This window comes from Pseudomonas sp. PGPPP1 (assembly GCF_002255865.1).
In the GTDB taxonomy this organism is placed as follows: domain Bacteria; phylum Pseudomonadota; class Gammaproteobacteria; order Pseudomonadales; family Pseudomonadaceae; genus Aquipseudomonas; species Aquipseudomonas cremoris.
Window position 1 is genome coordinate 134,546 of the sequence record NZ_NKIG01000013.1, and the last position, 24,352, is coordinate 158,897.

Genomic DNA, 24,352 nt, shown 5'->3' on the forward strand with positions numbered 1-24,352 from the left:
TTCATCCTCATGGTTTACCAATCCAGAGTCACCGTCAGGGTGTCTGTGTAGATGCCGGCCGGTAAGGCCCTGGTATTCGCCACCACCGAGCCAAATACCGGGATCGGTACTTGGGCACCCTTGGTCACGACGAAATTGCGTTGCTGGCCGATGCTGTAGGTGCTGCGACCCAGCGGGTCAGCCGACAAACGATAGGGAATGGTCTGGCGACCGTTGCTAAGGCGCCGTGTGGTGCCGTCGCCGTTTACGCCACCATCGATGGTCACGGTGAAACTGCTGACCAGCGAGGGGTTGCAGGACACGGCCAACGGCGCCTTGTCACTGTCGGTGACGCCACTGGTCAGGCGGTTGTCCCAGGTGGGTCCATGACTGCCGAAATCGAGCAAGGCCGAGCCACTGTCCGGGGTCACCGGGGCGCTTTCGACGCCTTTGCTCACCTCGCAACTGGCCGTTATCACCAGGCGCGCGTGGATCTGCCCGGTGGCAGCCGTCGCCTGCGCATCATCCGCCAGCAGAAGCAGGCCACCCATGGCCACCAGGGCCAGGCAACGGCTCACCATGTGACCGTGACCTTGAGCAGGTCGGAATAACGACCGACGGCGGGAATGTCCTTGAGCGGTTCTATACGACCGTAGAGGGGCAAGTCGACACTGCCGGAATCCGGTACACGACCGCTGAGCGGTACATCCACCGGCAGCGGAATACGCCGTGCAGCATCGGCGTAGATACGATAGGGAATGGGTTTGCTCGAAGGAACGGCGGCGCTCAGGTAACGCACTTCACCGGTGCCACCATGCAGTCCGCCGTCGACACGCATCTGGTAAGGCGTGTCGGGGTTGCACTCCAGGCGTGGCTGGCGCTGGCTGATCAAAGCCGCACTCAGGGGCCCGGCCGGGTCATCCAGACGCGGGCCGCTACCGAAATCCAATACGCCAAGTTGCTCGATACCCGCCTCGCGGGTCATGCCCACCAACTGGCAGCCCCGCTGCACGTCAATACGCACCTCAACTTGCAGTTGTGCGCCGTAAGCCGTGTTGCAGAGCATCGCGCTCATGACTATCCCTACTGCTCGTCCCTTCACAGCCCCAAATCCTTGTACAGGGGTGACTACGTTGTAAGAGGTTAGTCAGTCAGCGGGAATCTGCCAGTGTTCGGGGAAATGCACCGACGGCATGCCTTTTCGAGATAGCTGGGCGCGCCCTTCTCTATTGGTCAAATCGCGATGAGCGCCCTAAAGTGAGCGACCACTGAAATGCAGAGTGATTTGCCTTGGCCGCGCGTTCCCTGATCCGTCGTTTGTTCGCAAAAAAAACCGACACACTCGACGCCTCGCCCATTCCAGCTTTTTTTCAGAAAAAAGCCGCGCAGCAGGGCTACACCCTCAGCGTCGGCCAGACCTCGGCTATCAATGCCCTGGCCCGCGAAACCCAGCGCCTGCTCGCCGGCCAGCCCGCGCGCAGCCTGTATCTGCACGGGCCAGTGGGACGTGGCAAAAGCTGGCTGCTGGATGGTTTTTTCCAGGCGTTGCCTCTGCCAGAAAAACAACGCGTGCACTTCCACGATTTTTTCGCCCGACTGCACCAGGGCATGTTCCGCCATCGCCAACAATCCGACGCTCTCGCCGTCACCCTGGATGAGCTACTGGCAGGTTGCCGGGTGCTGTGTTTTGACGAGTTCCACGTCCATGACATCGGCGATGCGATGCTCATTACACGCCTGTTCAAGGCGCTGTTCGAACGCGGCGTACTGGTGCTGGTGACCTCCAACTACCCACCCGAAGGGCTGCTGCCCAATCCCCTGTACCACGAACGTTTCAAGCCGGTGATCGACCTGATTGCTGCGCGCATGGACGTGCTGGAGGTCAGCTCGCCGCAAGACTTTCGCAGCCTGCCCCAGGCCCAGAGCACGCAACGTTTCACCACTGGCAAATACGTGTGGCCGGGCACCGCCAGCCAGCGTGAAACACTTGGCCTCCCTGCTGCCGATTGCCCGGCGCAGCCCCTGGCGGTCGGCAACCGCCAATTACGCTGCCGCCGCGAGCAAGGTCGCTCCATCGCCTTCACGTTCAACGACCTGTGCGAGCAACTGACGGCGGTGATGGACTATCTGCTGTTGTGCCAGGACTTCGACCACTGGATCATCGACGGCCTGCCCCACCTGGCGGAGTGCCCGATTGCCGTGCAGCAACGCTTTATCAACCTGGTGGACGTGCTCTACGACAAGGACAAGCACCTGACCCTGATCGGCGAGCAGCCGCTTGAACACGCGTTGCATGGCCAGGCCATCGACCTTGCCCGCACCGCCAGCCGCCTGGGTCAATTACAACAAGCCAACCCGCAGGCCGCCCCGGTATCATGAGCGCCATTCACGCCCCATTGCCCTGAGATCGCGTTGTTCATGCATACCCTCGCCCAACTCAAAGCCGGCCAACTGGCTGGCATCACGCGCCTGGACCTGTCCTGCGGGCTGACCGAATTCCCCCGGGAAATCTTCGAACTGGCCGACTCCCTGGAAATCCTCAACCTCAGCGGCAACGCCCTGAGCAGCCTGCCCGATGACCTGCACCGCCTGCCCCATCTGCGTGTGCTGTTTTGCTCGGACAACGCCTTTACCACGTTGCCGGAATGCCTGGGCCAATGCGCCAAGCTGAGCATGATCGGCTTCAAGGCCAACCAGATCAGCCTTGTACCCGCTGCCGCGCTGCCGCCTCTGCTGCGTTGGTTGATCCTCACCGACAACCAGATCAGCCAATTGCCCGATGAGCTGGGCGCGCGACCTTTGCTGCAAAAGCTCATGCTCGCCGGCAATCATCTGGCGCAATTGCCGCAAAGCCTGGCCAACTGCCATAACCTCGAACTGCTGCGCATCGCGTCCAACCGTTTCACCCAACTGCCGCAATGGCTGCTGGCGCTGCCAAGCCTGACCTGGCTGGCCTACGCCGGTAATCCAGTGGAAATGGCGGTTGAAGTTCAGGCTGACGATGCGACGCCGAACATCCCATGGGCCGAGCTGGACCTGGCCGAAGTGCTGGGCGAAGGTGCCTCTGGGGTCATCCGCAAGGCCTTGTGGAAAGCCTCGGGCAAGCCCGTGGCGGTGAAACTCTACAAGGGCACCATCACCAGCGACGGCTCGCCGCTGCACGAAATGCAGGCGTGCATTGCCGCCGGGCTGCATCCCAACTTGATCAAGGTGGAAGGCCGCGTGGTCGGCCATCCGGATGACCAAGCCGCTCTGGTGATGGACCTGATCGACCCGAGCTACCGCAACCTCGCCGCCCTGCCGAGCCTGGCCTCATGCACCCGCGATATTTATACGCCCGACACCCGTTTCAGCATCGAAGTGGCGTTGCATATGGCCCGGGGGATCGCCTCGGTAGCGGCGCACCTGCACCGGCACGGCATCACCCATGGCGACCTGTATGGCCACAATATCCTGTGGAATGAAGCGGGCGACTGCCTGCTGGGGGACTTTGGCGCGGCGTCGTTCCATGCCACGGCGGACACCTTGGAAACCCGCGCGCTGCAACGCATTGAAGTGCGGGCGTTCGGGGTGTTGTTGGGGGAGTTGTTGGAGCGGGTTGAAGCGGGGGTGAGTGGGGAGCTGCTGGCGTTAAGAGACAGATGCTGTCAGCCGGATGTATTGGCGCGGCCTGGTTTCGAGGAAATTGAAGCGTTGCTGCAGTCTGCCTGAATAAACCCAATCGAAATGTGGGAGCTGGCTTGCCTGCGATAGCGGTCTATCAGTCACAGATGTGAAAGCTGACACTCCGCTATCGCAGGCAAGCCAGCTCCCACACTGGTCAAGCATTGACTCCAGTTGCTTAGCCAGCCAGCCCGACGAACATATCCTGCACGTCATCGTGGTTGTCCAAACCTTCCAGGAAGGCCTCAACCTCAGCCATCTGCTCATCGGTCAACCCGCTTACCGGGTTCTTCGCGATGTAGCCCAGCTTGGCCGACAGCACGGTAAAACCCTGCTCCGGCAACGCCTTCTGCACGGCATCCAGGTCGGTGGTCTCGGTGATGAACAAGGTGCTGCCTTCTTCTTCGCCGTCTTCGAAATCCTGGGCACCGGCTTCGATAGCGGCCATTTCCGGGTCAGCGTCCGGGGTGTCCGGCGAGGCTTCGATCAGGCCAACGTGGTTGAAGTCCCAGGACACGGAGCCGGAAGCCCCCAGTTGCCCTTTGCGGAACGCCACGCGGATTTCCGCCACGGTACGGTTGATGTTGTCGGTCACGCACTCGACGATCAACGGCACCTGGTGCGGGGCGAACCCTTCGTAGGTCACACGGTGGTACTGCACGGTTTCACCCAGCAGGCCTGCACCTTTCTTGATGGCGCGTTCCAGGGTTTCCTTGGGCATCGAGGCCTTTTTGGCCTGCTCCACCACCAGACGCAGGTGGGCGTTGGTCGCGGTGTCGGCACCGTTGCGCGCGGCGATGGTGATTTCTTTCACCAGCTTGCCGAAGATCTTGCCCTTGGCATTGGATGCCGCTTCTTTATGTTTGACTTTCCACTGTGCGCCCATGACTCACTCTCTTTTCGTCCATCGCGCCCAAACGTCTACTGGCCGGCGCTTTGGGGGCAGAGTTTATAGCGCAAAAACCCTTCGTTCCACCAAAAAACCATCAAGGCACCCACTCGAAAAACGCCTGGATCAGGCGCAATGAGCGGCGGCGCTCCATGCAGCCGAGCATGTGCCGGTTGACCAGCCCGTCGCCCTGCAAGGGGATGGCCTTGACTCGCGGGTCCGGGCTGACCTCCATCGACGACACCACCCCAACCCCCAACTCAGCGGCAACCGCCTCGGTGACCGCCTCGCGGCTGTCCAACTCCAGCAGCACCTTGGGCTGCACACCGGCAGCCTGGCAGGCGTCATCGAAGGTGCGCCGGGTGATGGAACTGGGTTCGCGCAGCACCATGATCACTTCGTTCAATTGCGCGAGGTCGATGCCCCCGGACTGCGCCGCCCATGGATGATTGGCCGGCACCAAGGCGCAGATTCGCGATTCGCTCAAGGGCTGCAGATGCAGGCCACTGCGCGGTTCCACCTCGGTGAGCACCGCCACGTCCGCGTGCTCGGACAGCAGCGCCGCCAGGGTTTCCTGGGCATTGCCCAAACGCAGGTTGACGGTGATGCCTGGGTAGCGCGCCCGCAGACTGGCGATCATCGGCATCACCAGGTGCGGGCCGTCCGCCGCCACTTCCAGACGCCCGGTCAGTAATTGACGATTGGCCTCCAGCAGGGTCTGCGCTTCGTCCACCAGGCCAAAGATGGCCCGGGTAATCGCCGCCAGTCGTGCGCCCTCCTCGGTCAACTCCACGCGCCTGGCGGTGCGGCGCAGCAACGGGATCTGGTAGTGCTCCTCGAGGGCTTTGATATGCCCGGTCACCGCAGGTTGGCTGATAAACAGCCGCGCCGCCGCACGGGTAAAACTGCCCTCGCGGGCCACGGCATCGAATGCACGCAGTTGGAACAGGTTCATAGCTATCGGCCTCACTGATAGCTCGCATAACAACAAACAATTTGATTGATGACAAGCCAAACTGCAATTTAGGCGCCGTAGATTCAGCCAAAGCTTTGCGAGGATTTGTGATGACCACCGCTGCGCCCATCCTGCTCACTCCCGGCCCCCTGACCACCTCCGCCCGTACCCGCCAGGCGATGATGGTGGACTGGGGTTCATGGGACGAGCGCTTCAACCAGCTCACCGCCAGCGTCTGCGAGCAATTGCTGGCAATCATCGACGGCGCCGACAGCCACGATTGCGTGCCGTTGCAGGGCAGCGGCACCTTCGCCGTCGAGGCCGCCATCGGTACGCTGGTGCCGCGCAATGGCAAGGTTCTGGTACTGATCAACGGCGCCTACGGCAAACGCCTGGCGAACATCTGCCACGTGCTGGGACGTGAGTTCAGTACCTTCGAAACCGCCGAAGACGAACCCACCACCGCAGCCGACGTGGACCGCCTGCTGCACGCCGACAAGGCCATCACCCACGTCGCGTTGATCCACTGCGAAACCAGCACCGGCATCCTCAACCCGCTGGCCGAGATCGCCCAAGTCGTGAAACGCCACGGCAAGTACCTGATCATCGACGCCATGAGTTCCTTCGGCGCACTGCCGATCGATGCCCGTGCCGTGCCGTTCGACGCGCTCATTGCCGCTTCGGGCAAGTGCCTGGAAGGCGTGCCAGGCATGGGTTTTGTGTTCGCCGACAAACAGGCGCTGGCCGCCGCCCAAGGCAACTGCCACTCGCTGGCGATGGACCTGTTCGACCAGCACGCCTACATGACCAAGACCGGCCAGTGGCGTTTCACCCCGCCGACGCACGTGGTCGCAGCCCTGCACGAAGCGCTGCTGCAATACACTGAAGAAGGCGGCTTGCCCGCGCGTCATCAACGTTATGCGCGTAACTGTCAGGCGCTGCTGGACGGTATGGCCGAACTGGGCCTGCGCAGCTTCCTGCCCGAAGCGATCCAGGCGCCGATCATCGTCACGTTCCACGCGCCACAGGACCCGCGCTACCAGTTCAAGGCGTTCTACGAACGGGTCAAGGCCAAGGGTTTTATCTTGTATCCGGGCAAATTGACCCAAGTGGACACCTTCCGCGTGGGCTGCATCGGCCACGTCGATGCCACCGACATGCACGCCGCCGTCACCGCCATTGCACACGCCTTGCAGGCCATGGGCATCACCCTTTCTTCTTCTGGAGCACACGCATGAACTATCAAAAACCCAACACCCTGCAAGCGGTGATCCTCGACTGGGCCGGCACCGTGGTCGACTTCGGCTCCTTCGCCCCCACGCAGATTTTTGTCGAGGCGTTTGCCGAGTTCGACGTACAGGTGTCCATCGACGAAGCCCGTGGCCCGATGGGCATGGGCAAGTGGGACCATATCCGCACCCTCTGCGACCAGCCGCAGGTTGCTGAACGCTACCGCAAGGCCTTGGGCCGTACGCCGACGGATGATGACGTGACCGCGATCTACCAGCGCTTCATGCCACTGCAAATCGAGAAGATCGCCGAGCACTCGGCCCTGATTCCCGGCGCCCTCGACACTATTACGCGGCTGCGCCTGAACGGGATCAAGATCGGTTCCTGCTCCGGTTACCCCAAGCAAGTCATGGACAAAGTGGTCGCCCTGGCCGCCACCAACGGCTATATCGCCGACCATGTAGTGGCCACCGACGAGGTGCCCAACGGTCGCCCTTGGCCGGCCCAGGCCCTGGCCAACGTGATTGCCTTGGGCATTGATGATGTGGCGGCCTGCGTGAAGGTCGACGACACCGTGCCGGGCATCCTCGAAGGTCGCCGCGCGGGGATGTGGACCGTGGCGTTGACCTGCTCCGGCAACGCGCTGGGCCTGACCTACGAGCAGTTCCGCACCCTGGACGCCGCGACCTTGGCGAGCGAACGCACGCGCATCGAAACGATGTTCGAAGGTTCACGCCCGCACTACCTGATCGACACCATCAACGAGCTGCCGGCGGTGATCGCCGATATCAACCTGCGCCTGGCCCGCGGTGAAATGCCGCAAAGCCACTGATAGAGGTCAAGACAACGGCATTGCGCCAGGCAAAGCGCTCAAAACCGGCATACAGTTAAAGGACTCCGTCGCCAAAGAACGGAGGTTTGACCTGATGAGTGAGGAACACAGCGATGCCGTGGAAAAACTCCGATACGCGTTACAGCACCATGTCGATTGCGTTGCACTGGTTGATGGTGGTGCTGCTGGCGGTGGTCTACGCCTGCATTGAGTTACGCGGGCAGTTCCCCAAAGGCAGTGGTGGGCGAACGTTGATCGTCGAAATGCACTTCATGTTCGGCCTCACCGTGTTTGTACTGGTATGGCTGCGCCTGTTTGCGCGCAGCCTGGGAATGGCACCGAAGATCGTGCCCGCACCGCCGCAATGGCAAAGCCTGTTGGCAACCGTGATGCATTTTGCGTTGTACGCGTTGATGATCGGCATGCCGATTGCCGGCTGGCTGATCGTCAGTGCCGAGGGGCATTCGGTGATGTTCTACGGCATCGAGTTGCCGCCATTGATCGCCGAAAACAAGGCGCTGGCCAAGGAAATAGAAGGCTGGCACGTGCTGTTCGGCAAGGTCGGTTACTGGCTGATTGGGCTGCACGCGTTGGCGGGGATCTATCACCACTACATCCTGCGCGATAACACCGCGTTGCGGATGATGCCGGGTAAGCGCGCTAACTATTAAACCCTCGAAGGCCTTGCAGGCCGCCGGTATGAATGAAGATCAGGCGGGTGCCGGGGCGAAAGCGCCCGGCCTCGACCTGCTGCTTCAATGCCAACAGCGCTTTGCCGGTGTAGAGCGGCTCCAGTGGCAAGCCGCACGCTTGCTCCGTGGTTTGAATAAACTCGAGCAACACCGGGTCGACCTTGGCGAAACCGCCTCGGCTAGCGTCGAACAGCTCGTACTCACCCTGCACGATAGCCTGCACGTTCTGCGCGATACCGTGGCCATCCGGCACCGCCATGGCGCCGTAAACCGGGTGCGCCCCCGCCTCCGCCAACACCAGCCCCGCCAGTGTGGTCCCCGAACCTGCCGCCAGCCACCACGCGTCGTAATCGTCCCAGCCCAACGTGTGCAACTGCGCGCGCGCCTGTTCGAGCAGCACGCCGCAACCGACCGCACCGGCAAGCCCGCCACCCCCTTCGGGCACTGGATGAAGATGCGGATAGTGCTCGCGCCACGGTTGCCAGAAATCCGGCTCATGCCGCGCACGATAGCCGCCATAGCCTAGCCAATGCAGTTGCATGCCAAAGGCCTTCAGGTCGTGGATGGTGGCGTTTTCTTGAGGGTTGCCGCGCAACAGGCCGACGGTGGGAAAACCAAAGCGTTTCCCCGCTGCCGCCAACGCATGCAGGTGATTGGAATACGCACCGCCCAGGCTGATGATGCCGTGGGCGCAGTGCGCTTGGGCCAAGTGCCCGGTGAGCTTGAACCACTTGTTGCCGCTGATCAGCGGGTCGATACAGTCCAGCCGTAACACGGCCAACTCCACACCTTGCAGCCAATCGAGCTGCAAGGGTTCAAGCGGGGCATTGGGAAGCCAATCGAAGGGGCCCATCGAAGTGCATCTGCGTCAAAAAAAGAGGCGGTAGTCTATCACCGCCCCTCCTTTGGCCTTACAGCTCGGCAGCGAGGCGTGAGCCCTGGTTGATAGCGCGCTTGGCATCCAACTCGGCCGCCACGTCAGCGCCGCCGATCAAGTGCACGTTCTGGCCTGCCGCGACCAGGCCGTCCTGCAGCTCGCGCAGCGGGTCCTGGCCGGCGCAAATGACGATGTTGTCCACCGCCAACACCTGCGGCTCGCCGTCGGCACCAATACGGATATGAAGGCCTTCATCGTCGATTTTCAGGTACTCGACGCTGTTGAGCATCTGCACGTGTTTATTCTTCAAGCCGGTTCGATGAATCCAGCCGGTGGTCTTGCCCAGGCCGTCGCCGACCTTGGAGGTTTTACGTTGCAGCAGGAACACATCACGTGCCGGGGCGTGAGGCTCAGGCTTGATACCGGCCACGCCGCCACGGGCTTGCAGTTGGGTGTCGATGCCCCACTCTTTCCAGAACGCTTCGCGGTCCAGGCTGGTAGACACGCCTTGGTGCACGAGGAATTCCGACACGTCGAAACCAATACCGCCCGCACCGATCACTGCCACGCGCTTGCCAACCGGTTTGCGTTCCAGGATCACGTCCAAGTAGCTCAGCACCTTGGCATTCTCGATGCCGGGAATCGCCGGCGTGCGCGGTGCAATGCCGGTGGCCAGGATGATCTCGTCATAGCCGCCCGCCTTGAGTTGCTCGACATCCACGCGGGTGTTGAGGCACAGCTCAACGTGGGTGGTCTGCAACTTGCGCTTGAAGTAGCGCAGGGTTTCGAAGAACTCTTCCTTGCCCGGTACGCGCTTGGCGACATTGAACTGGCCGCCGATCTCGCTGGCAGAGTCGAACAGGGTCACTTGATGGCCACGTTCAGCCGCGACCGTGGCAGCGGCGAGGCCAGCAGGGCCGGCGCCGACCACTGCGATTTTCTTGATCTGCTTCACCGGCAAGTAATTCAGCTCAGTCTCATAACACGCCCGCGGGTTGACCAGGCAGGTGGTCAGCTTGCCGCCAAAGGTGTGGTCCAGGCAGGCCTGGTTGCAACCGATGCAGGTGTTGATTTCATCCGCACGCCCGGCCGCCGCCTTGTTGACGAACTCCGGGTCGGCAAGAAACGGCCGTGCCATCGAGACCATGTCCGCGTCGCCTTCGGCCAGGATTTGCTCGGCCACTTCCGGGGTGTTGATACGGTTGGTGGTGATCAGCGGAATCTGCACGGCGCCGCGCAGCTTGGCAGTGACTTTGCTGAACGCACCGCGCGGTACTTTGGTGGCGATGGTCGGGATTCGCGCTTCGTGCCAGCCGATGCCGGTGTTGATGATGGTCGCACCGGCGTTCTCGATGGCCTTGGCCAACTGCACGATTTCTTCCCAGGTGCTGCCACCTTCCACCAGGTCGAGCATCGACAGGCGGAAAATAATAATGAAGTTTGGGCCTACCGCGTCCCGCACCCGACGCACGATTTCCACTGCCAGACGCATGCGGTTTTCATAGCTGCCGCCCCAGCGGTCGGTGCGATGGTTGGTGTGCGCGGCAAGGAACTGGTTGATGAAGTAGCCTTCGGAACCCATGATTTCCACGCCGTCATACTCGGCGACCTGGGCCAGCAGCGAGCACGTGACAAAGTCCTGGATCTGCTTCTCGATACCCTCTTCGTCCAGCTCCTTGGGCTTGAACGGGTTGATCGGCGCCTGGGTCGCGCTCGGTGCAACCTGCTTGGGGCTGTAGGCATAACGGCCGGCGTGGAGGATCTGCATGCAGATCTTGCCGCCCGCTGCGTGCACCGCCTGGGTGACGATCTTGTGCTTTTGCGCTTCTTCGTCGGTGGTCAGCTTGGCCGCCCCCGCGTACACGCCGCCTTCATCGTTTGGACCAATGCCGCCGGTGACCATCAGGCCCACGCCGCCACGGGCACGTTCGGCAAAATAGGCCGCCATGCGCTCGAAACCACCGGGCTTTTCTTCCAGGCCAGTGTGCATCGAGCCCATCAGGGTGCGGTTGCGCAAGGTGGTAAAACCCAGGTCCAACGGGGCCAGCAGATGCGGGTAGGCAGCAGCGGTCATGGTCAAGCTCCACAACAGATCATCACGGGACGTGGCAGGCTCGAATGGCCCGCCATCGGTTTATGTCCCACAGACTAAGAGGCAGTGGACGACGGCTCAATGACCGAAACTGACAAGTTATTGATCCAAATGCACAGCGCCCCTTGGCAATCCGTTGCGCGGGCCCTACCCTAGTCGGCGAACCCTGCACACGGTCTGTTGTCTGTTGCCCCATGCGTAAACTTCTAGCTTTTACCGTCTCCCTGGCCTTGGTTGCCGCCATCGCCGCGTATCTGGTCTGGACCCAGGAGCGCCCCGTGGCGCATTACCTGTCGGACCTGCGGATCACCCTCGCCGTGAACGAAGGCCTGCCGGCCGATCGCGGCAACTTGCTGGGCATCCAGCCGGAGCTGTTCCCGGCGGATTACCAGAGCCTGGAGCGCCTGCACCTGAAACTCGCGGCCTACCTGCAAAAGGCCCGCGACCAGGGGTTGATCAACGACAAGACCATCGTGGTGCTGCCCGAGCACATCGGCACCTGGCTGATGCTCAAGGGCGAAAAGAATGAGGTGTACCAGGCGTTGCATGCAAAGGACGCGATGAACTGGTTGTCCGTCAGCAATCCACTGCAGTTTGCCCGCGCCTGGATCAGCGCGACCGGCGACAACCGCACCGATGACGCCTACCTGCGCATGAAGGCTTCCGGCATGGCCCGCGACTACCAGGCGCTGTTTGGCGGCCTGGCCAAGGAGTTTGGCGTCACCCTGGTGGCCGGCTCCATCGCCCTGCCCAATCCAAGTGTGAGCCAGGGACAATTGCAGGTCGGCCATGGCGCTTTGTTCAATGCCAGCCTGGTGTTCAACGCCGACGGCTTGCCCGTGGGCCAGCCCCAGCGCCAGCTCTACCCGATCTACGATGAGCGCGGGTTTATCGCACCCGGCGACGAAAACGTCGTGAGCGTGGTCGACACCCCGGCTGGGCGCTTGGGCGTGCTGGTTGGCAGTGACAGTTGGTACCCCGACAACTACCGCAAGCTCAACGAGCAAGGCGCGCAATTGATTGCGGTGCCGGCGTTCGTACTCGGTCGCGACACTTGGGACCGGCCTTGGCGCGGCTTCAAAAGCGTATCCACGCCGCCAGAAATCAGCCTCAGGCCCGAAGAACTCAGTGAGGGCGAAGCGTGGCGTCGCCTGACCTTGATCAGCCAACAACCCATCAGCCAAGCCGCTGCGGGCATGAGTGTGTTCCTGCGTGGGCAGTTCTGGGACCTGGGCACCGCCGGGCACAGCTTCCTCAGCAGCAACGGGCAGATCAGCGCCGACGACGGTGCCCGTGGCGCGCGCCTGTTGAATGTGTGGTTGTGAAGCCGGTACGGCTGGGGGACCTGTCGGTGGGCTTCGTGCACACCCTGGCCGATGCCATTCAAAGCCACGGCCTGGATCCGCAACCGCTGCTGCTGCAATACGGCCTTGATCCAGCGCGCCTCGCCGAGGCCGGGGCACGCTTGTCGATCCCGCGCTACATGCGTTTGGGCCATGCGGGCATCCAACTCACCGGCAACCCCGGCCTGGGCCTGCGCATGGGCCAGCTCAGTCGTTTGAGCCAGGCGGGGCTTGCGGGTGTCACCGCCGCGCAAGCCCCCAATGTCCGCGAGGCCGCGCGCGCCCTCACTCGCTTCGAAGCGCTGTACGGCTCCAATTATCGCGGGCAATCGAGCTTTCATGAAGATGCCGAAGGCGCCTGGCTGCGGTTCTATTCCATCAGCCCGTACAACGCCTACAACCGCTTTGTGGTGGACTCGATCATCGCCGGCTGGCTGTTTCAGTTGTCGGCGTTGGTGCAGCAGCCGGTGCAGGCGCAACGTATCGAAATCGAGTTCGAAGCACCCGACTACAGCGAGCAGTACAGCGTGTTGGGGGACGGTCACCTTCTGTTCGGCGCCGAGTCCAATCAACTGCGTCTGAACCAGCACGCCCTGGCATTGCGCAACCCACAGCATTGTCCCAGTACCTGGCACCTGTTGTTGCAGCTGTGTGAACGGGAATTGGAGCAGTTGACGCGCACCCGCAGCCTGCGCGAGCGCATTACCCGGTTGCTCGGGCCGATGCTCAATGGTGGCCGGGAACCCGACCTGGAAGAAGTGGCGGCACGCTTGAAGCTGCCTACCTGGACACTGCGCCGCAAACTGGCCGAAGAAGGCACTCAGTTCCGCGCGATTCTCAACGATACCCGCCGCGATCTGGCCATGACCTACATTCGCGATACGGAACTGGCATTCGGCGAAATCGCCTACCTGCTTGGTTTTGCCTCAGCCCAAGCGTTTCAACGGGCGTTCAGGCGGTGGAACAACCAGACCCCAGGGGAATTTCGCCGCAGTCAGCGGCATTCCGCCTGAAGTCGGTCTTACAGCTCGGTTGCGTCGTCTGCCGGTTCCAGCGGGTCCAGCTCAATCGCGTGGTACTCGAGCAGTTCTTCCTGGTAATCGTCCATGCTGGACTCCTTCTTGAATTAAAAGCGGCTGCAGATAAGTGACCTGCATCACCAGCCTAAAGTGCCGTCATGACGAAAAAATGTCGACGCCATGACGTTCCTGCGCTTCAGGATTAAACGTAGCAGCGTTGCAGGAATTTAGCACCTGGGTTTTCACCAACTATTGCAATCATTGCAATTGCAATCAAATACATTTCTCCAGTAGGGTATGGGTATTCGCCATCAGGGGACTCGACCCATGCCCGCCTCTACCGCCCACGCGGCACAACTCTGCCTCGACGCTCTGGACACTGCCGGCCAATCCTGCCATTCGCCGTTGTACACCGTGATGACCATGGCCAATACGCTGGAACTCAGCCGTCAGGCGTGGGTGATTCGGGGCCAGACACGCTCTCGGCGCCTGGGCAACTGGCCCACGTGGTTTGCACGCAATACTTCGGAAAAGCCAATGCTGTACCTGCACAGCGCGGCATCGTCGGCGCAGTTATGTGCCCTGTCGGAGGCTACGGCGCTGCGCGGCATTTTGTGCAACGACATCGAGAACCACCCGTCCCCCTGGCCCAAGGGCGCACAGCCGTCCTTGCCTCTTTGGCTGACCACCCACCCACGCTGTACGCCGTACGACCCATCCTGCGGTGAAGAAGCCCGAGCGATTGTGCTGGCCGGGTTGCGCAACTTGTATGTCGAGGGCCAGCCGGGGTTTTACTACCTGGCGCTGCATGATCACGAGCGCGCAATGCCATTGGATGAAAGGGACCGTGAGGCGGCACTCCAGGGTATGTACCCCCTCCAGCGCCGGCCAAATGGTGATGTTCGATTGCTCGGCGCGGGGCAGGCCCTTGAGGAGGTCATCCAGGCAGCGCAATTGCTGGAGCAGGATTGGGGAGTGACTTCGCAAGTGTGGAGCTGCCCCAGCTACACCCGATTAGCGCGCGAGGCAGCCGTCGCTGAGCGTTGGAATCGCCTGCATCCCACGGCCACCAAGCGTAGCTGCCACTTGCGCGAATGCCTTATGGGAAGCGAGGCACCCGTGATTGCCGTCACCGGTTATCCGCAGCCGATCGTCGATCAACTGGCGGGGTACGTCGACGCAAGGTTTGTCGCGCTGGGACATGCGCCGAGCCGGTATTGGGTTGTGGTGTCGGCGCTAAGGGCGCTGGTGGAGAAAGAGCGCCTGGATTGGCGACAGGTTGAGATAGCGATGAATCGTTATGCACTGGAATGCGATTAACTGTGGGAGCTGGCTTGCCTGCTCCCACAAGGGTTTTCGATTGCTCGTTAGATTCTGCGACGGCCACGGGTCTGCACACCCGCCTCCACCGCCATCCCCGCCGCTCGCTTCAACACATCGGCAAACCCTTGGCGCTGCTCTGGCTCGATTTGCGACAGGAACAACTCATCCACTGTGCTCTCGTAGATCTTCCACATCTCTTTACGTAATACCCGCCCGGCATCCGTGATGGTGGCAAACGCCGCACGGCCATCGCCGTCGGAACGCGAACGTACCACCAGGCCGTCCTTTTCCAGGCGGTCGACCAAGCGTGTCAGGTTGTAGCGCTCGATAGCCAGTACATCGGCCAGTTCGTGCATGCGGCGGGTGCCGTCGGGGCCGCTTTCCAGGCCCCACAACGCGTCATACCAGGCATAGGGCGGCAAGCCGGCATCGGCCAGGCGCCGTTCGATTTCACGGATGACCGTCCTGTGGGCCCTGACAAAACGGAACCATACATCAGGCTCTTTCGACGACATGCAACACCATCCGGGGAATTTCAAGAAGGTTGCAATAGTAGCTCATCCCGCGCTAGATTCGATCATGTAGTTGCAATTGCAATTACTTTGACGGCACTCCCACAAGGAGCCCGCCACTTGAAACCCGCCTACCCTGGAGCCTCACATGACCCCGAATAACGCAGTCAGACGCGACGACGATCCACAGGAAACCCGCGAGTGGTTGGAGTCCATCGAATCGGTGCTGTCCACCGAAGGCCGCCCGCGCGCTCATTACCTGATCGATCAGTTGCTGGATTTCGACGTGGCGCGGCATGGCGACTTCTACGGGCGGGTCACCACCCCCTACGTCAACACCATCCCGGTGGACCGCCAACTGCCCTACCCCGGCAACCTGGCCATAGAACGCCGCACTAATGCCTACATCCGCTGGAACGCCATGGCGATGGTACTGCGTGCAGGCAAACACTCAGGTGTGGGTGGGCACATCGCGACCTATGCGTCAGCCGCCGTGCTGTATGACGTAGGTTTCGACCATTTCTTCCGTGGGCGTACCGACAGCTTCGACGGCGACCTGGTGTACATCCAGGGCCACTCCTCCCCAGGCATCTACGGGCGCGCCTACCTGGAAGGCCGCATCAGCGAAGCGCAGTTGGATAACTTTCGCCGCGAAGCCGGTGGCGAAGGCATTTCCTCCTACCCGCACCCACGGCTGATGCCGGACTTCTGGCAATTCCCCACCGTGTCCATGGGCCTCGGCCCGATCACAGCCGCTTACCAGGCGCGCTTCATGCGTTACCTGGAATTTCGTGACCTCAAGCAACACCAGGGCCGCAAAGTGTGGGCCTTCCTCGGTGATGGCGAAATGGACCAGCCGGAATCCCTGGCCGCCATCTCCCTGGCCGGGCGCGAGAAACTCGACAACCTGATCTTCGTGGTCAACTGCAACCTGCAACGCCTGGACGGCCCGGTGCGCGGCAATGCCAAGGTGATCCAAGAGTTCGAAAGCCTGTACCGCGCTGCTGGCTGGAACGTGATCAAGGTGATCTGGGGCGGTGGTTGGGATGCCCTGCTGGAAAGGGACAGGAGCGGCCTATTGCGCCAGCGCATGATGGAGTGCGTGGACGGCGACTATCAAAATTACAAATCCCAGAACGGCGCCTACGTGCGCGAACACTTCTTCGGTAAATACCCGGAGTTGCTTGCGCTGGTTGCGGATATGTCCGACGACGATATCTGGAAACTCTCACGGGGCGGGCATGATCCGGACAAGGTCTACAACGCCTACGCTGCCGCTGTGCGCCACACCGGCCAACCGACGGTGATCCTGGCAAAGACCGTCAAGGGTTTCGGCATGGGCGAAGCCGGCGAAGGCCAAAACATCAATCACCAACTGAAAAAGATGGGTGCCGACGCGGTGAAAGCCTTCCGCGACCGTTTCGACTTGGAAGTGGCGGATGAACAGCTCGCCGACATCCCGTACATCAAGCCCGCCGCCGACAGCGAGGAAGCCCGCTACTTTGCTGCGCGCCGTCAAGCCTTGGGCGGTTATGTACCCGCGCGCCACAGTGCCGTCGAGTCGCTGCAGATCCCCGAACTGAGCGCATTCGCCACCCAGCTCAAGGACACCGGCGACCGCGCGATCTCCACCACCATGGCTTTTGTGCGCATCCTCGGCACCCTGCTCAAGGACCCGCACCTGGGCAAACTGATCGTGCCTATCGTGCCAGACGAATCGCGCACCTTTGGGATGGAAAGCCTGTTCCGTCAGATCGGCATACACTCCGCCGTCGGCCAGCTCTATACCCCACAGGACGCCGGGCAATTGAGCTACTACAAGGAGAGCAAAGACGGACAGATCATGCAGGAAGGCCTGAACGAATCCGGTGCCATTTCCTCATGGATTGCGGCGAGCACGTCCTACAGCAACCACGGCCTGATGACCGTGCCGTTTTACATCTTTTACTCGATGTTCGGCTTCCAGCGCGTAGGCGACCTGGCTTGGGCGGCGGGCGACGCACGCGCACGCGGCTTCCTGCTGGGGGCCACGGCGGGACGTACCACGCTGATGGGCGAAGGCTTGCAGCATGACGACGGCCATAGCCACATTCTGTCGTCGGTGATCCCGTGCTGCGTGTCCTACGACCCGACCTTTGCCTACGAGCTTGCAGTGATTATTCGCGAGGGCATGCGGCGCATGTATGTCGAACAGGAGGACATCTACTACTACATCACCCTGCTCAACGAAAACTACCCACACCCGGCCATGCCCGAAGGTGTCGAGGATGGGATTCTCAAGGGCATATACCGACTGAGCGCAAGCGAACAGCCACAGGTGCAACTGATGGGCAGCGGTTCGATCCTGCGGGAGGTGATCGCCGCCGCTGAGTTGCTGGAAAAGGATTTTGCCGTGCGCAGTGCCGTGTGGAGCGCAACCAGCCTCACCGAGTTACGCCGTGAAGGGCATGCGGTAGAACGCTGGAACCTGCTGCACCCGGAAAGCGAGCCGCGTGTGAGTTATGTGGAACAATGTTTGGTCAACGAAGCTGGACCGCTGGTGATCGCCACGGATTACATGAAGCTATTCGCCGACCAGATCCGCCCATTCGTACCGGGCCGACGCTTTGTCGCGCTGGGTACCGATGGCTTCGGGCAATCGGATACGCGGGAAACCTTGCGGGAGTTCTTTGAGGTAGATCGCTACTTCATCGCACTGGCGGCCTTGAAGGCGTTGGCGGATGACGGCGTGATCGGCCGCGATAAAGTCAGTGAGGCGATCAGGCGCTACGGGATCAACGTCGACAAGGCCGACCCCGTAGCGGTCTGATTTACTGCGCAGGCGTCGGCAGCGGTGGAATCGCTTCTGTCGGCGCTGGCAGTTCTGGGTTGGTCGTCGCGGGCGCGGCGGCCGGCTCTTCATGCGGCGCAATCGGCGCAGGCTCGACAGGCGGTGCGACCGGCTCCGACGCTGCGGGTTCTGCCTTCGGCGCCTCGACCTTCTCGGCAGCCGGTGCGACTTTTGGCTCCGGCACGCCCAAGTCAGCCTTTGGCTTCTCGGCAATGTGCTCGGCCTTCTTCACCTCTTGCGGCAAGAACACGTCCACCAGCGCAAAGTAACGCTCGTAGAACTTCGGTGCGGACACGGTTTCGCTGGCCACCTTCACCATCGAGTCATCCGTGGAGCCAATCGGCATCGATACCGACCCCAACACGCCCACGCCCAGGCTCGCCGAGTTGTTGACCTTCTTCAGCGCATAGCGGTCCTGCAAGGCGTTGGCGAACATCGTCGAATGGTTGGTGCCTTTGCCATCATCGGCACACACCACGTTGAAGCTGATCTGCAGATGGGTCTCGCCGGTCTGCTGGAAACTCTTGTTACCCACCACCAGCTTAGGGTCGCTGCTGGTAATGATGTAGCCCTGGCTCAGCAAGGCGCGGCGCGCGGCTTCACACGCTGCCACATCACTGACCGGGTAATCGCGCGAAAACGTACCGGAGTCGTCGAAATTCTCATGTTCATAAATAGCGGTCTTGGGTGACGAGCAGCCCGCGGCGCCCGCCAGCACCAGCGCCAGCCCGAGGCTACGCAAGTGAAATGATGTCGACATTGAAAATCCTGAGGAAAACGGTCCGGGCGGTATTGTGCAACAGAACGAGGCCTTGGCGCGCGCATTCCTGTCGGTAAAACGTCACAGGCCTACGCGACGGTGCCTGCAGGAAAAAGCCCTGCACACATATGATCAATAAACACGCGCAATTTGGCCGAGGCATGGCGGCTTGATGGCCACAACATCCAGAAACTGCCACGGTGCTCCAGGTAATCATCCAATACCCGTTGCAGGCCCCCCTCCCCCACGGCCCTGTTGACCATGTAATCCGGCAGGCAGGCAATGCCCAACCCCTCGTGCACCACATGGTTGAGGGATTCGATGGTGGTGCTCACCAACGGAGCGCGCAAGACCGGCTCTGCGGCGCCGGGCGCAAGACGCAATGGCCAAGGCTCCAGTTTGCCTGTCGCGCAGAATTTGTGACGCAGGCAGGCGTGGTCGCTCAAGTGGTGGGGGTGCTGCGGAGTGCCGTGCTGAAGGAAGTAAGCCGGGGTGCCCACCAACACCAACTGGTAGTGCCCCAGGTGACGGGCCATCAGCCGTGAATCTTCCGGTTTGCCGGTGCGAATGACCGCGTCGAAACCCTCTTCGATCACGTCCACCATGCGGTCGGAAAAATCCACATCCAGCTCGATCTCAGGGTAAGCACGCATGAAGTCGCTGAGCACCGGCATCAACAACCCACGCACCTGCGGCAGACTGATGCGCAACTTGCCCCGAGGCGTCGCACTGGCTTCGGTTAGCTCGCGTTCGGCGGCCTCGACCTCGGCCAGGATACGCCGCGAGCGTTCAAGGAATAACGTGCCTTCGCCGGTGAGCGTGATACTGCGCGTACTGCGATGAAACAACCGCACGCCCAGGCGCTCTTCCATACGCGCGATACTTTTGCCCACCGCCGAGGATGACACGCCCAAGACGCGCCCCGCAGCCGTGAAACTGCGGGTCTCTGCGACCTGCACAAATACCGAAAGGCTGCCCAAACTGTCCATGATGTGACCCTGCATTACGGACGAGTGTGTCCGATAAGTTCGGAACCTTAGCCTGTTTTTCCGCAGACAGCAGCCCCCTACTCTGCGTCCTTGCCCTTTTGCATGGATACAGCGTCATGACTTCACTTGTTAGCGACTCCCCGGATACGCTGCCGCTGGGCGGCTTGCTGGCACTGGCCAGTGCGGGCTTTATTACCATCCTCACTGAGGCCATGCCCGCCGGGCTGTTGCCACAGATGGGCGATGGCCTGGGCGTGTCGCCTGCACTGGTTGGCCAACTGGTCACCCTCTACGCGTTGGGCTCATTGCTGGCCGCCATCCCCCTGACGTTGCTGACCCGCGGTTGGCGTCGACGTCCGTTGTTGCTGCTCGCCATCGGCGGTTTTGCCTTGGTTAACAGCGTGACCGCCTTATCCAGTCACTATGGGCTCACGCTGGTGGCACGCTTCTTTGCCGGGGTATTCGCCGGGCTGCTGTGGGCGTTGCTGGCTGGTTATGCCAGCCGGATGGTAGCGCCACATCTGCAAGGTCGTGCGATTGCCGTGGCGATGCTTGGCGCACCACTGGCCTTATCCCTGGGCGTGCCAGCCGGCACCTTGCTGGGTAACGTTGTCGGCTGGCGCCTGAGTTTTGCGATCATGACCGGGCTGACACTGATACTGCTGGTCTGGGCGCGTTGGCAGCTCCCGGATTTTGCCGGCCAGCCCGCCGAAAAACGCATGGTGTTACGCCAGGTGCTGACCCTACCCGGCATTCGTCCGGTGCTGTGGGTGACCTTTACCTACGTGTTGGCCCACAACATTCTGTACACCTACATCGCCCCACTGCTAATGCCTGCCGGGATTGCAGTGGAAATCGACCGGGTACTGCTGGTGTTCGGCCTGGCGGCACTGCTGAGTATCTGGCTGGCTGGCGTGCTGATCGACCGGTGGCTGCGCGTATTGCTGTTGATCAGTTGTGGGCTATTTGGACTGATCGCTGTAGTGCTGGCGTTCTGGATCAGTGTGCCGGCGATCGTCTATTTTGCGGTCGCATCGTGGGGCCTGGCGTTTGGCGGCCTGCCGGCATTGCTGCAAACGGCACTGGCCAAGTCGGCGGGAGAATCAGCCGATGCCGCGCAATCGATGCTGGTGACCGTATGGAACCTGGGCATCGCCGGCGGTGGCTTGGCGGGCGGTGTACTGCTTCAAGCCTGGGGCGTCACGGCCTTTCCATGGGCAGTCATTTTGCTGATGTTGCTTGCCCTGATCGGCGCGTCAAAGACGGCGACCCAACAACTGAGCCGGCCATCCCTTCACGTCAAGCACTGAGATTCGCGTATACCCGCAAGACTCGTAGAAACGTACCAACGCACCGGACCCACCTGCATAGCAATCCACCCGTAGGCGTTGCACGCCTGCAGCGCGCGCGCAGTCGTCGGCAAAGGCCATCAGGCGTCGGCCAACTCCGCGCGCGTACTCGCCACGTGCAGCAATCAACAATCGCACATAAACCTCCGGCTCAGTCGCTGCAGGCACATAGGGCATCGACTCGCCCAACACCAGCGCAGCCAGGATACAACCGTCAGCACCCTCGACGACCCACGCTTGCGGCATCGCGCAAGCTTGCGATACTTGCTCGATCCGCCGGGGCAAAGCAGACCAGGGCTCAGTGCCCCATTGAGCGTCATTGCCCATGCCGACGAACCAGGCAATCACTTCGTCAAACACCTGTAGCACCGCAGGAGCATCCGCCACACTGGCGCGGCGAATCAGCCACCCATCCATTCCTTGAACCGACACGCTCGACACTCCTTCCCAGGTGATAGCGCTCGCGCGCGCAATACGTTCACTCTAGCGCACATAAAAAAGCCCCCGGTCTTTTCAGGCCGGGGGCTTCTTGTTCAAAGCGACATCAGAACTTCTTGATGTCAGCCTTTTCTTCCAACTGCTTGCGGTACGCCGCGAAGTCTTGCTGGCCAACACGGGAGGCGAGGAAGCGGCGGATTTGCGCTTTTTCTTCGTCCGTTGGAGCAGCCGCTTCGTTAACACCATTCAAGCGCACGATCACCAGGCTACCATCGGCCAGGGTCACGGTGGTGAAGGTCGGCTTGTCCTTGGCCGCAGGCTTAGGCATGCGGAACAGGGCTTGCAGCACGGCAGGCTCGATCGCTTCCTGATTACGGGTAGCAGCTTCGGTAACCTTCCACGCCTGACCGTCGACCGGCTGATTCAGCGGGGTCTTGCCATCGCGCAGGCTGGCGATCAACTCGTCAGCATGAGCCTTGGCAGCCGCGCTGGCGCGCTCCTTGGTCATCTGGGTGCGGATCGCTGCAGCGACGCTTTCCAGCGGCAGTTGCGCAGGCTTCAAGTGCTCCTTGGCACGCAGCACAATGATGGTTTCCGGGTCCAGTTCGATAGCGGAACTGTTGGCACCTTCATCCAGCACTTCCGGGCTGAATGCAGCGGTGACCACGGCACGATTGGCCGCAACACCTTCGCCACCTTCACGGCCAAACGGCGCAGAGGTACGCACGGTCAGCTTCAGGTCGGACGCTGGCTGTGCCAGGTCGGAGGCTTCGAATGCCGCGTCTTCCAATTGCTTGGTCGCCTCGACATAACGCTGCTCAACCTGTTGGGTCTTGAGCTCTTTGGTCAGCTTGTCTTTCAGGCTGGCAAAGGTCGGCACTTGAGGTGCTTCAACGCCCAGCAGCTTGATCAGGTGCCAACCAAAGGTGCTACGCACCGGTGCCGAAACCTGGTCCTTGTTCAACGCGTACAAGGCGGTTTCGAAGTCCGGGTCGTAGACGCCTGGGCCGGCAAAGCCAAGGTCACCACCATTGCTGGCCGAACCTGGGTCTTGGGAGAACTCCTTGGCCAGGGCCTCGAACTTCTCGCCTTTGGCCAGGCGTGCCTGGATCTCTTCGATCTTGGCCTTGGCTTGGGCGTCAGTGACCTTGTCGTTGACTTCAATCAGGATGTGCGCCGCACGACGCTGTTCAGCGAGGTTGGCGGTTTCTTTCTGATAGGCAGCCTGCAGTTCATCGTCCTTGACGGTCACCTGGTCGAAGAAAGACGACTTCTTCAGTTCCAGGTAGTCGATGACCACTTGATCCGGCGTCATGAACTCTTTGGCGTGCTGGTCGTAGTAAGCCTTGACCTCGTCGTCGGTGATCTTCACCGCCGCAGGGTTGGCCTTGATGTTGACGGTGGCGAAGTCGCGGGTCTGTTTTTCCAGACGGGCAAATGCCAGCACCTCGGCGTCGGTCACGAAACCGCTACCGGCGATACCTGCACGAACCTGGCCGATCAGCATTTCCTGAGTCAGCATCTGACGGAACTGCATGCGGCTGTAGCCCAGTTGACGGATCACCTGGTCAAAGCGTTCGGCGCTGAACTTGCCGTCCACCTGGAATTCCGGAGTCTGCAGGATCACCTGGTCCAGTGCCGCTTCAGAGAAGCCAAACTTGGAATCAGCCGCGCCTTGCAGCAGCAGCTTGCGATCGATCAGACCTTTAAGGGCCGCTTCGCGCAGCAATTTTTCATCCAGCAGCGAAGCATCGAAATCCTTGCCCAGCTGTTGCATCAGCTGGCGACGTTGCATGTCGACGGCCTGGCTCAGCTCGGTCTGGGTGATTTCTTCACCGTTGACCTTGGCCACGTCCTGCTTGTTGTTACCCGAAGCCTGGAAAATGGCTTCGATACCGGTGAACGCCATCAACGCGACGATGATCCCGATAATGGTCTTGGCAATCCAGCCTTGTGAATTGTCCCTGATATTTTGCAGCATGCGTCCCCCAGAAACGGTTGATCTTCAAAAATAGGCAACCGTGGAGCGTGGGTAGAGTACGGATATAAGAAAGGCGCATCCTAGGATGCGCCTTCTCGCAACTGGCGGAGCGGACGGGGGCTTGATTTCTCCCCCCGGCGTGGCGACCCGATGGATACGTGGGTCAGCTGCCGCTCCGCTGCCAGGTCGAACCTGCGTTCGACCCGGGTAGGTAAGGCTTGAGCGAAGCTTAGTTAACGGCTTCTTTCAGGGCTTTACCGGCTTTGAAACCTGGTTTCTTGGCAGCAGCGATTTGCAGTGCTTTGCCAGTCTGTGGGTTACGGCCAGTGCGAGCTGGGCGGTCAGTCACAGAGAAAGTACCGAAGCCTACCAGTACCACGGAGTCGCCGGCCTTCAGAGCGCCAGTGACGGATTCGATTACTGCATCCAGCGCACGGCCAGCAGCAGCTTTCGGGATATCAGCGGATGCAGCGATAGCATCAATCAGTTCCGACTTGTTCACTCTAAGTCCCCTTATATATCTATTGAGTATGATTCTAAGTTTTTTGGTGAAAGCAAAAACCAGTGCTGAATGGCCTACAGACACTTAAGAGCCGCTT

The 24,352-nt window shown here is 61.2% G+C and carries 22 protein-coding genes; 10 read left to right on the plus strand and 12 right to left on the minus strand.

The window, feature by feature from the left end; genetic code table 11:
• Nucleotides 1–14: 14 nt before the first annotated feature.
• The gene (locus tag CFE47_RS16240) at nt 15–560 is read right to left on the minus strand and encodes a Csu type fimbrial protein (protein WP_286838462.1); all 546 of its coding nucleotides are present in this window, start codon (nt 558–560) and stop codon (nt 15–17) included.
• Nucleotides 554–1,054: a Csu type fimbrial protein gene (locus tag CFE47_RS16245; protein ID WP_446677023.1), complete on the minus strand. Its 501-nt coding sequence runs from the start codon at nt 1,052–1,054 to the stop codon at nt 554–556. The genes CFE47_RS16240 and CFE47_RS16245 overlap by 7 nt, the downstream gene beginning before the upstream one ends.
• A gap of 215 nt (nt 1,055–1,269) precedes the next feature.
• Here CFE47_RS16245 and zapE point away from each other — a divergent pair, with 215 nt between their 5' ends.
• Nucleotides 1,270–2,358: a cell division protein ZapE gene (zapE, locus tag CFE47_RS16250; protein WP_286838463.1), complete on the plus strand. Its 1,089-nt coding sequence runs from the start codon at nt 1,270–1,272 to the stop codon at nt 2,356–2,358.
• Nucleotides 2,359–2,397: 39 nt separating this feature from the next.
• On the plus strand, nt 2,398–3,690 hold the full coding sequence (locus CFE47_RS16255; RefSeq protein ID WP_286838465.1) for a protein kinase: 1,293 nt from the start codon (nt 2,398–2,400) through the stop codon (nt 3,688–3,690).
• A gap of 130 nt (nt 3,691–3,820) precedes the next feature.
• On the opposite strand, the gene CFE47_RS16260 is transcribed toward CFE47_RS16255, so the two are convergent.
• Nucleotides 3,821–4,528 carry a YebC/PmpR family DNA-binding transcriptional regulator gene (locus CFE47_RS16260; protein WP_185706438.1) on the minus strand — a complete coding sequence of 236 codons (708 nt, stop codon included), beginning with the start codon at nt 4,526–4,528 and terminating at the stop codon, nt 3,821–3,823.
• Nucleotides 4,529–4,628: 100 nt separating this feature from the next.
• Nucleotides 4,629–5,486, minus strand: coding sequence for a LysR substrate-binding domain-containing protein (locus tag CFE47_RS16265; RefSeq protein ID WP_286838468.1), 858 nt, complete (start codon nt 5,484–5,486; stop codon nt 4,629–4,631).
• A 110-nt stretch (nt 5,487–5,596) separates the two neighbouring features.
• Here CFE47_RS16265 and CFE47_RS16270 point away from each other — a divergent pair, with 110 nt between their 5' ends.
• From CFE47_RS16270 to CFE47_RS16280, 3 genes are all read left to right on the plus strand, one after another.
• Nucleotides 5,597–6,724 carry a 2-aminoethylphosphonate--pyruvate transaminase gene (locus CFE47_RS16270; protein WP_286838470.1) on the plus strand — a complete coding sequence of 376 codons (1,128 nt, stop codon included), beginning with the start codon at nt 5,597–5,599 and terminating at the stop codon, nt 6,722–6,724.
• Nucleotides 6,721–7,548 (plus strand): phosphonoacetaldehyde hydrolase, encoded by an 828-nt coding sequence (phnX, locus tag CFE47_RS16275; protein WP_286838473.1) that lies wholly within the window; start codon nt 6,721–6,723, stop codon nt 7,546–7,548. The genes CFE47_RS16270 and phnX overlap by 4 nt, the downstream gene beginning before the upstream one ends.
• 113 nt (nt 7,549–7,661) lie before the next feature.
• Nucleotides 7,662–8,219 (plus strand): cytochrome b, encoded by a 558-nt coding sequence (locus CFE47_RS16280; protein WP_286838475.1) that lies wholly within the window; start codon nt 7,662–7,664, stop codon nt 8,217–8,219.
• Here the strand turns inward: CFE47_RS16280 and CFE47_RS16285 are convergent.
• Complete coding sequence (locus CFE47_RS16285) at nt 8,209–9,093, minus strand: 1-aminocyclopropane-1-carboxylate deaminase/D-cysteine desulfhydrase (protein ID WP_286838477.1); 885 nt, start codon at nt 9,091–9,093, stop codon at nt 8,209–8,211. The genes CFE47_RS16280 and CFE47_RS16285 overlap by 11 nt on opposite strands.
• A gap of 58 nt (nt 9,094–9,151) precedes the next feature.
• Nucleotides 9,152–11,191, minus strand: coding sequence for an NADPH-dependent 2,4-dienoyl-CoA reductase (locus CFE47_RS16290; RefSeq protein WP_286838479.1), 2,040 nt, complete (start codon nt 11,189–11,191; stop codon nt 9,152–9,154).
• Between the two features lie 212 nt (nt 11,192–11,403).
• Between CFE47_RS16290 and CFE47_RS16295 the strand changes: the two genes are divergently transcribed.
• From CFE47_RS16295 to CFE47_RS16305, 3 genes are all read left to right on the plus strand, one after another.
• The gene (locus CFE47_RS16295; protein WP_185706424.1) at nt 11,404–12,534 is read left to right on the plus strand and encodes a carbon-nitrogen hydrolase family protein; all 1,131 of its coding nucleotides are present in this window, start codon (nt 11,404–11,406) and stop codon (nt 12,532–12,534) included.
• Nucleotides 12,531–13,565 (plus strand): AraC family transcriptional regulator, encoded by a 1,035-nt coding sequence (locus tag CFE47_RS16300; RefSeq protein WP_286838481.1) that lies wholly within the window; start codon nt 12,531–12,533, stop codon nt 13,563–13,565. Before CFE47_RS16295 ends, CFE47_RS16300 begins: the two co-directional genes overlap by 4 nt.
• A 333-nt stretch (nt 13,566–13,898) precedes the next feature.
• The gene (locus CFE47_RS16305) at nt 13,899–14,891 is read left to right on the plus strand and encodes a transketolase-like TK C-terminal-containing protein (protein WP_286838484.1); all 993 of its coding nucleotides are present in this window, start codon (nt 13,899–13,901) and stop codon (nt 14,889–14,891) included.
• A gap of 47 nt (nt 14,892–14,938) precedes the next feature.
• Here the strand turns inward: CFE47_RS16305 and CFE47_RS16310 are convergent, their stop codons facing one another.
• A complete protein-coding gene (locus CFE47_RS16310; RefSeq protein WP_286838487.1) occupies nt 14,939–15,409 on the minus strand; it encodes a MarR family winged helix-turn-helix transcriptional regulator in 471 nt (156 codons plus the stop codon).
• Nucleotides 15,410–15,554: 145 nt separating this feature from the next.
• On the opposite strand from CFE47_RS16310, the gene aceE reads away from it, so the two are divergent.
• Complete coding sequence (gene aceE / locus CFE47_RS16315; protein WP_286838489.1) at nt 15,555–18,215, plus strand: pyruvate dehydrogenase (acetyl-transferring), homodimeric type; 2,661 nt, start codon at nt 15,555–15,557, stop codon at nt 18,213–18,215.
• Between the two features lies 1 nt (nt 18,216).
• Here the strand turns inward: aceE and CFE47_RS16320 are convergent, their stop codons facing one another.
• Nucleotides 18,217–18,996, minus strand: a complete 780-nt coding sequence (locus CFE47_RS16320) for a DUF2242 domain-containing protein (RefSeq protein WP_185706419.1) — start codon at nt 18,994–18,996, stop codon at nt 18,217–18,219.
• An 89-nt stretch (nt 18,997–19,085) separates the two neighbouring features.
• Entirely contained in the window at nt 19,086–19,985 is a 900-nt protein-coding gene (locus CFE47_RS16325) for a LysR family transcriptional regulator (protein ID WP_286838491.1), read from the minus strand.
• Nucleotides 19,986–20,101: 116 nt separating this feature from the next.
• Between CFE47_RS16325 and CFE47_RS16330 the strand changes: the two genes are divergently transcribed.
• Entirely contained in the window at nt 20,102–21,295 is a 1,194-nt protein-coding gene (locus CFE47_RS16330; RefSeq protein ID WP_286838492.1) for an MFS transporter, read from the plus strand.
• Here the strand turns inward: CFE47_RS16330 and CFE47_RS16335 are convergent.
• From CFE47_RS16335 to CFE47_RS16345, 3 genes are all read right to left on the minus strand, one after another.
• Complete coding sequence (locus CFE47_RS16335; protein ID WP_286838494.1) at nt 21,242–21,766, minus strand: GNAT family N-acetyltransferase; 525 nt, start codon at nt 21,764–21,766, stop codon at nt 21,242–21,244. The two genes, CFE47_RS16330 and CFE47_RS16335, sit on opposite strands and share 54 nt — an antisense overlap.
• 112 nt (nt 21,767–21,878) lie before the next feature.
• A complete protein-coding gene (locus CFE47_RS16340; RefSeq protein ID WP_286838497.1) occupies nt 21,879–23,753 on the minus strand; it encodes a SurA N-terminal domain-containing protein in 1,875 nt (624 codons plus the stop codon).
• A 229-nt stretch (nt 23,754–23,982) separates the two neighbouring features.
• Entirely contained in the window at nt 23,983–24,270 is a 288-nt protein-coding gene (locus CFE47_RS16345) for an HU family DNA-binding protein (protein WP_221034285.1), read from the minus strand.
• Between the last annotated feature and the right edge of the window lie 82 nt (nt 24,271–24,352).

What these genes read in the sequence shown, in the direction of transcription:
- CFE47_RS16325 (WP_286838491.1), bottom strand. Translation starts at nt 19,985, where the DNA reads ATGGACAGTTTGGGCAGCCTTTCGGTATTTGTGCAGGTCGCAGAGACC.
- phnX (WP_286838473.1), top strand. Translation starts at nt 6,721, where the DNA reads ATGAACTATCAAAAACCCAACACCCTGCAAGCGGTGATCCTCGACTGG.
- CFE47_RS16285 (WP_286838477.1), bottom strand. Translation starts at nt 9,093, where the DNA reads ATGGGCCCCTTCGATTGGCTTCCCAATGCCCCGCTTGAACCCTTGCAG.
- CFE47_RS16295 (WP_185706424.1), top strand. Translation starts at nt 11,404, where the DNA reads ATGCGTAAACTTCTAGCTTTTACCGTCTCCCTGGCCTTGGTTGCCGCC.
- aceE (WP_286838489.1), top strand. Translation starts at nt 15,555, where the DNA reads ATGACCCCGAATAACGCAGTCAGACGCGACGACGATCCACAGGAAACC.
- CFE47_RS16290 (WP_286838479.1), bottom strand. Translation starts at nt 11,191, where the DNA reads ATGACCGCTGCTGCCTACCCGCATCTGCTGGCCCCGTTGGACCTGGGT.
- CFE47_RS16265 (WP_286838468.1), bottom strand. Translation starts at nt 5,486, where the DNA reads ATGAACCTGTTCCAACTGCGTGCATTCGATGCCGTGGCCCGCGAGGGC.
- CFE47_RS16245 (WP_446677023.1), bottom strand. Translation starts at nt 1,054, where the DNA reads ATGAGCGCGATGCTCTGCAACACGGCTTACGGCGCACAACTGCAAGTT.
- CFE47_RS16340 (WP_286838497.1), bottom strand. Translation starts at nt 23,753, where the DNA reads ATGCTGCAAAATATCAGGGACAATTCACAAGGCTGGATTGCCAAGACC.
- CFE47_RS16320 (WP_185706419.1), bottom strand. Translation starts at nt 18,996, where the DNA reads ATGTCGACATCATTTCACTTGCGTAGCCTCGGGCTGGCGCTGGTGCTG.
- CFE47_RS16270 (WP_286838470.1), top strand. Translation starts at nt 5,597, where the DNA reads ATGACCACCGCTGCGCCCATCCTGCTCACTCCCGGCCCCCTGACCACC.
- CFE47_RS16240 (WP_286838462.1), bottom strand. Translation starts at nt 560, where the DNA reads ATGGTGAGCCGTTGCCTGGCCCTGGTGGCCATGGGTGGCCTGCTTCTG.
- CFE47_RS16310 (WP_286838487.1), bottom strand. Translation starts at nt 15,409, where the DNA reads ATGTCGTCGAAAGAGCCTGATGTATGGTTCCGTTTTGTCAGGGCCCAC.
- CFE47_RS16330 (WP_286838492.1), top strand. Translation starts at nt 20,102, where the DNA reads ATGACTTCACTTGTTAGCGACTCCCCGGATACGCTGCCGCTGGGCGGC.
- CFE47_RS16305 (WP_286838484.1), top strand. Translation starts at nt 13,899, where the DNA reads ATGCCCGCCTCTACCGCCCACGCGGCACAACTCTGCCTCGACGCTCTG.
- CFE47_RS16255 (WP_286838465.1), top strand. Translation starts at nt 2,398, where the DNA reads ATGCATACCCTCGCCCAACTCAAAGCCGGCCAACTGGCTGGCATCACG.
- CFE47_RS16260 (WP_185706438.1), bottom strand. Translation starts at nt 4,528, where the DNA reads ATGGGCGCACAGTGGAAAGTCAAACATAAAGAAGCGGCATCCAATGCC.
- CFE47_RS16280 (WP_286838475.1), top strand. Translation starts at nt 7,662, where the DNA reads ATGCCGTGGAAAAACTCCGATACGCGTTACAGCACCATGTCGATTGCG.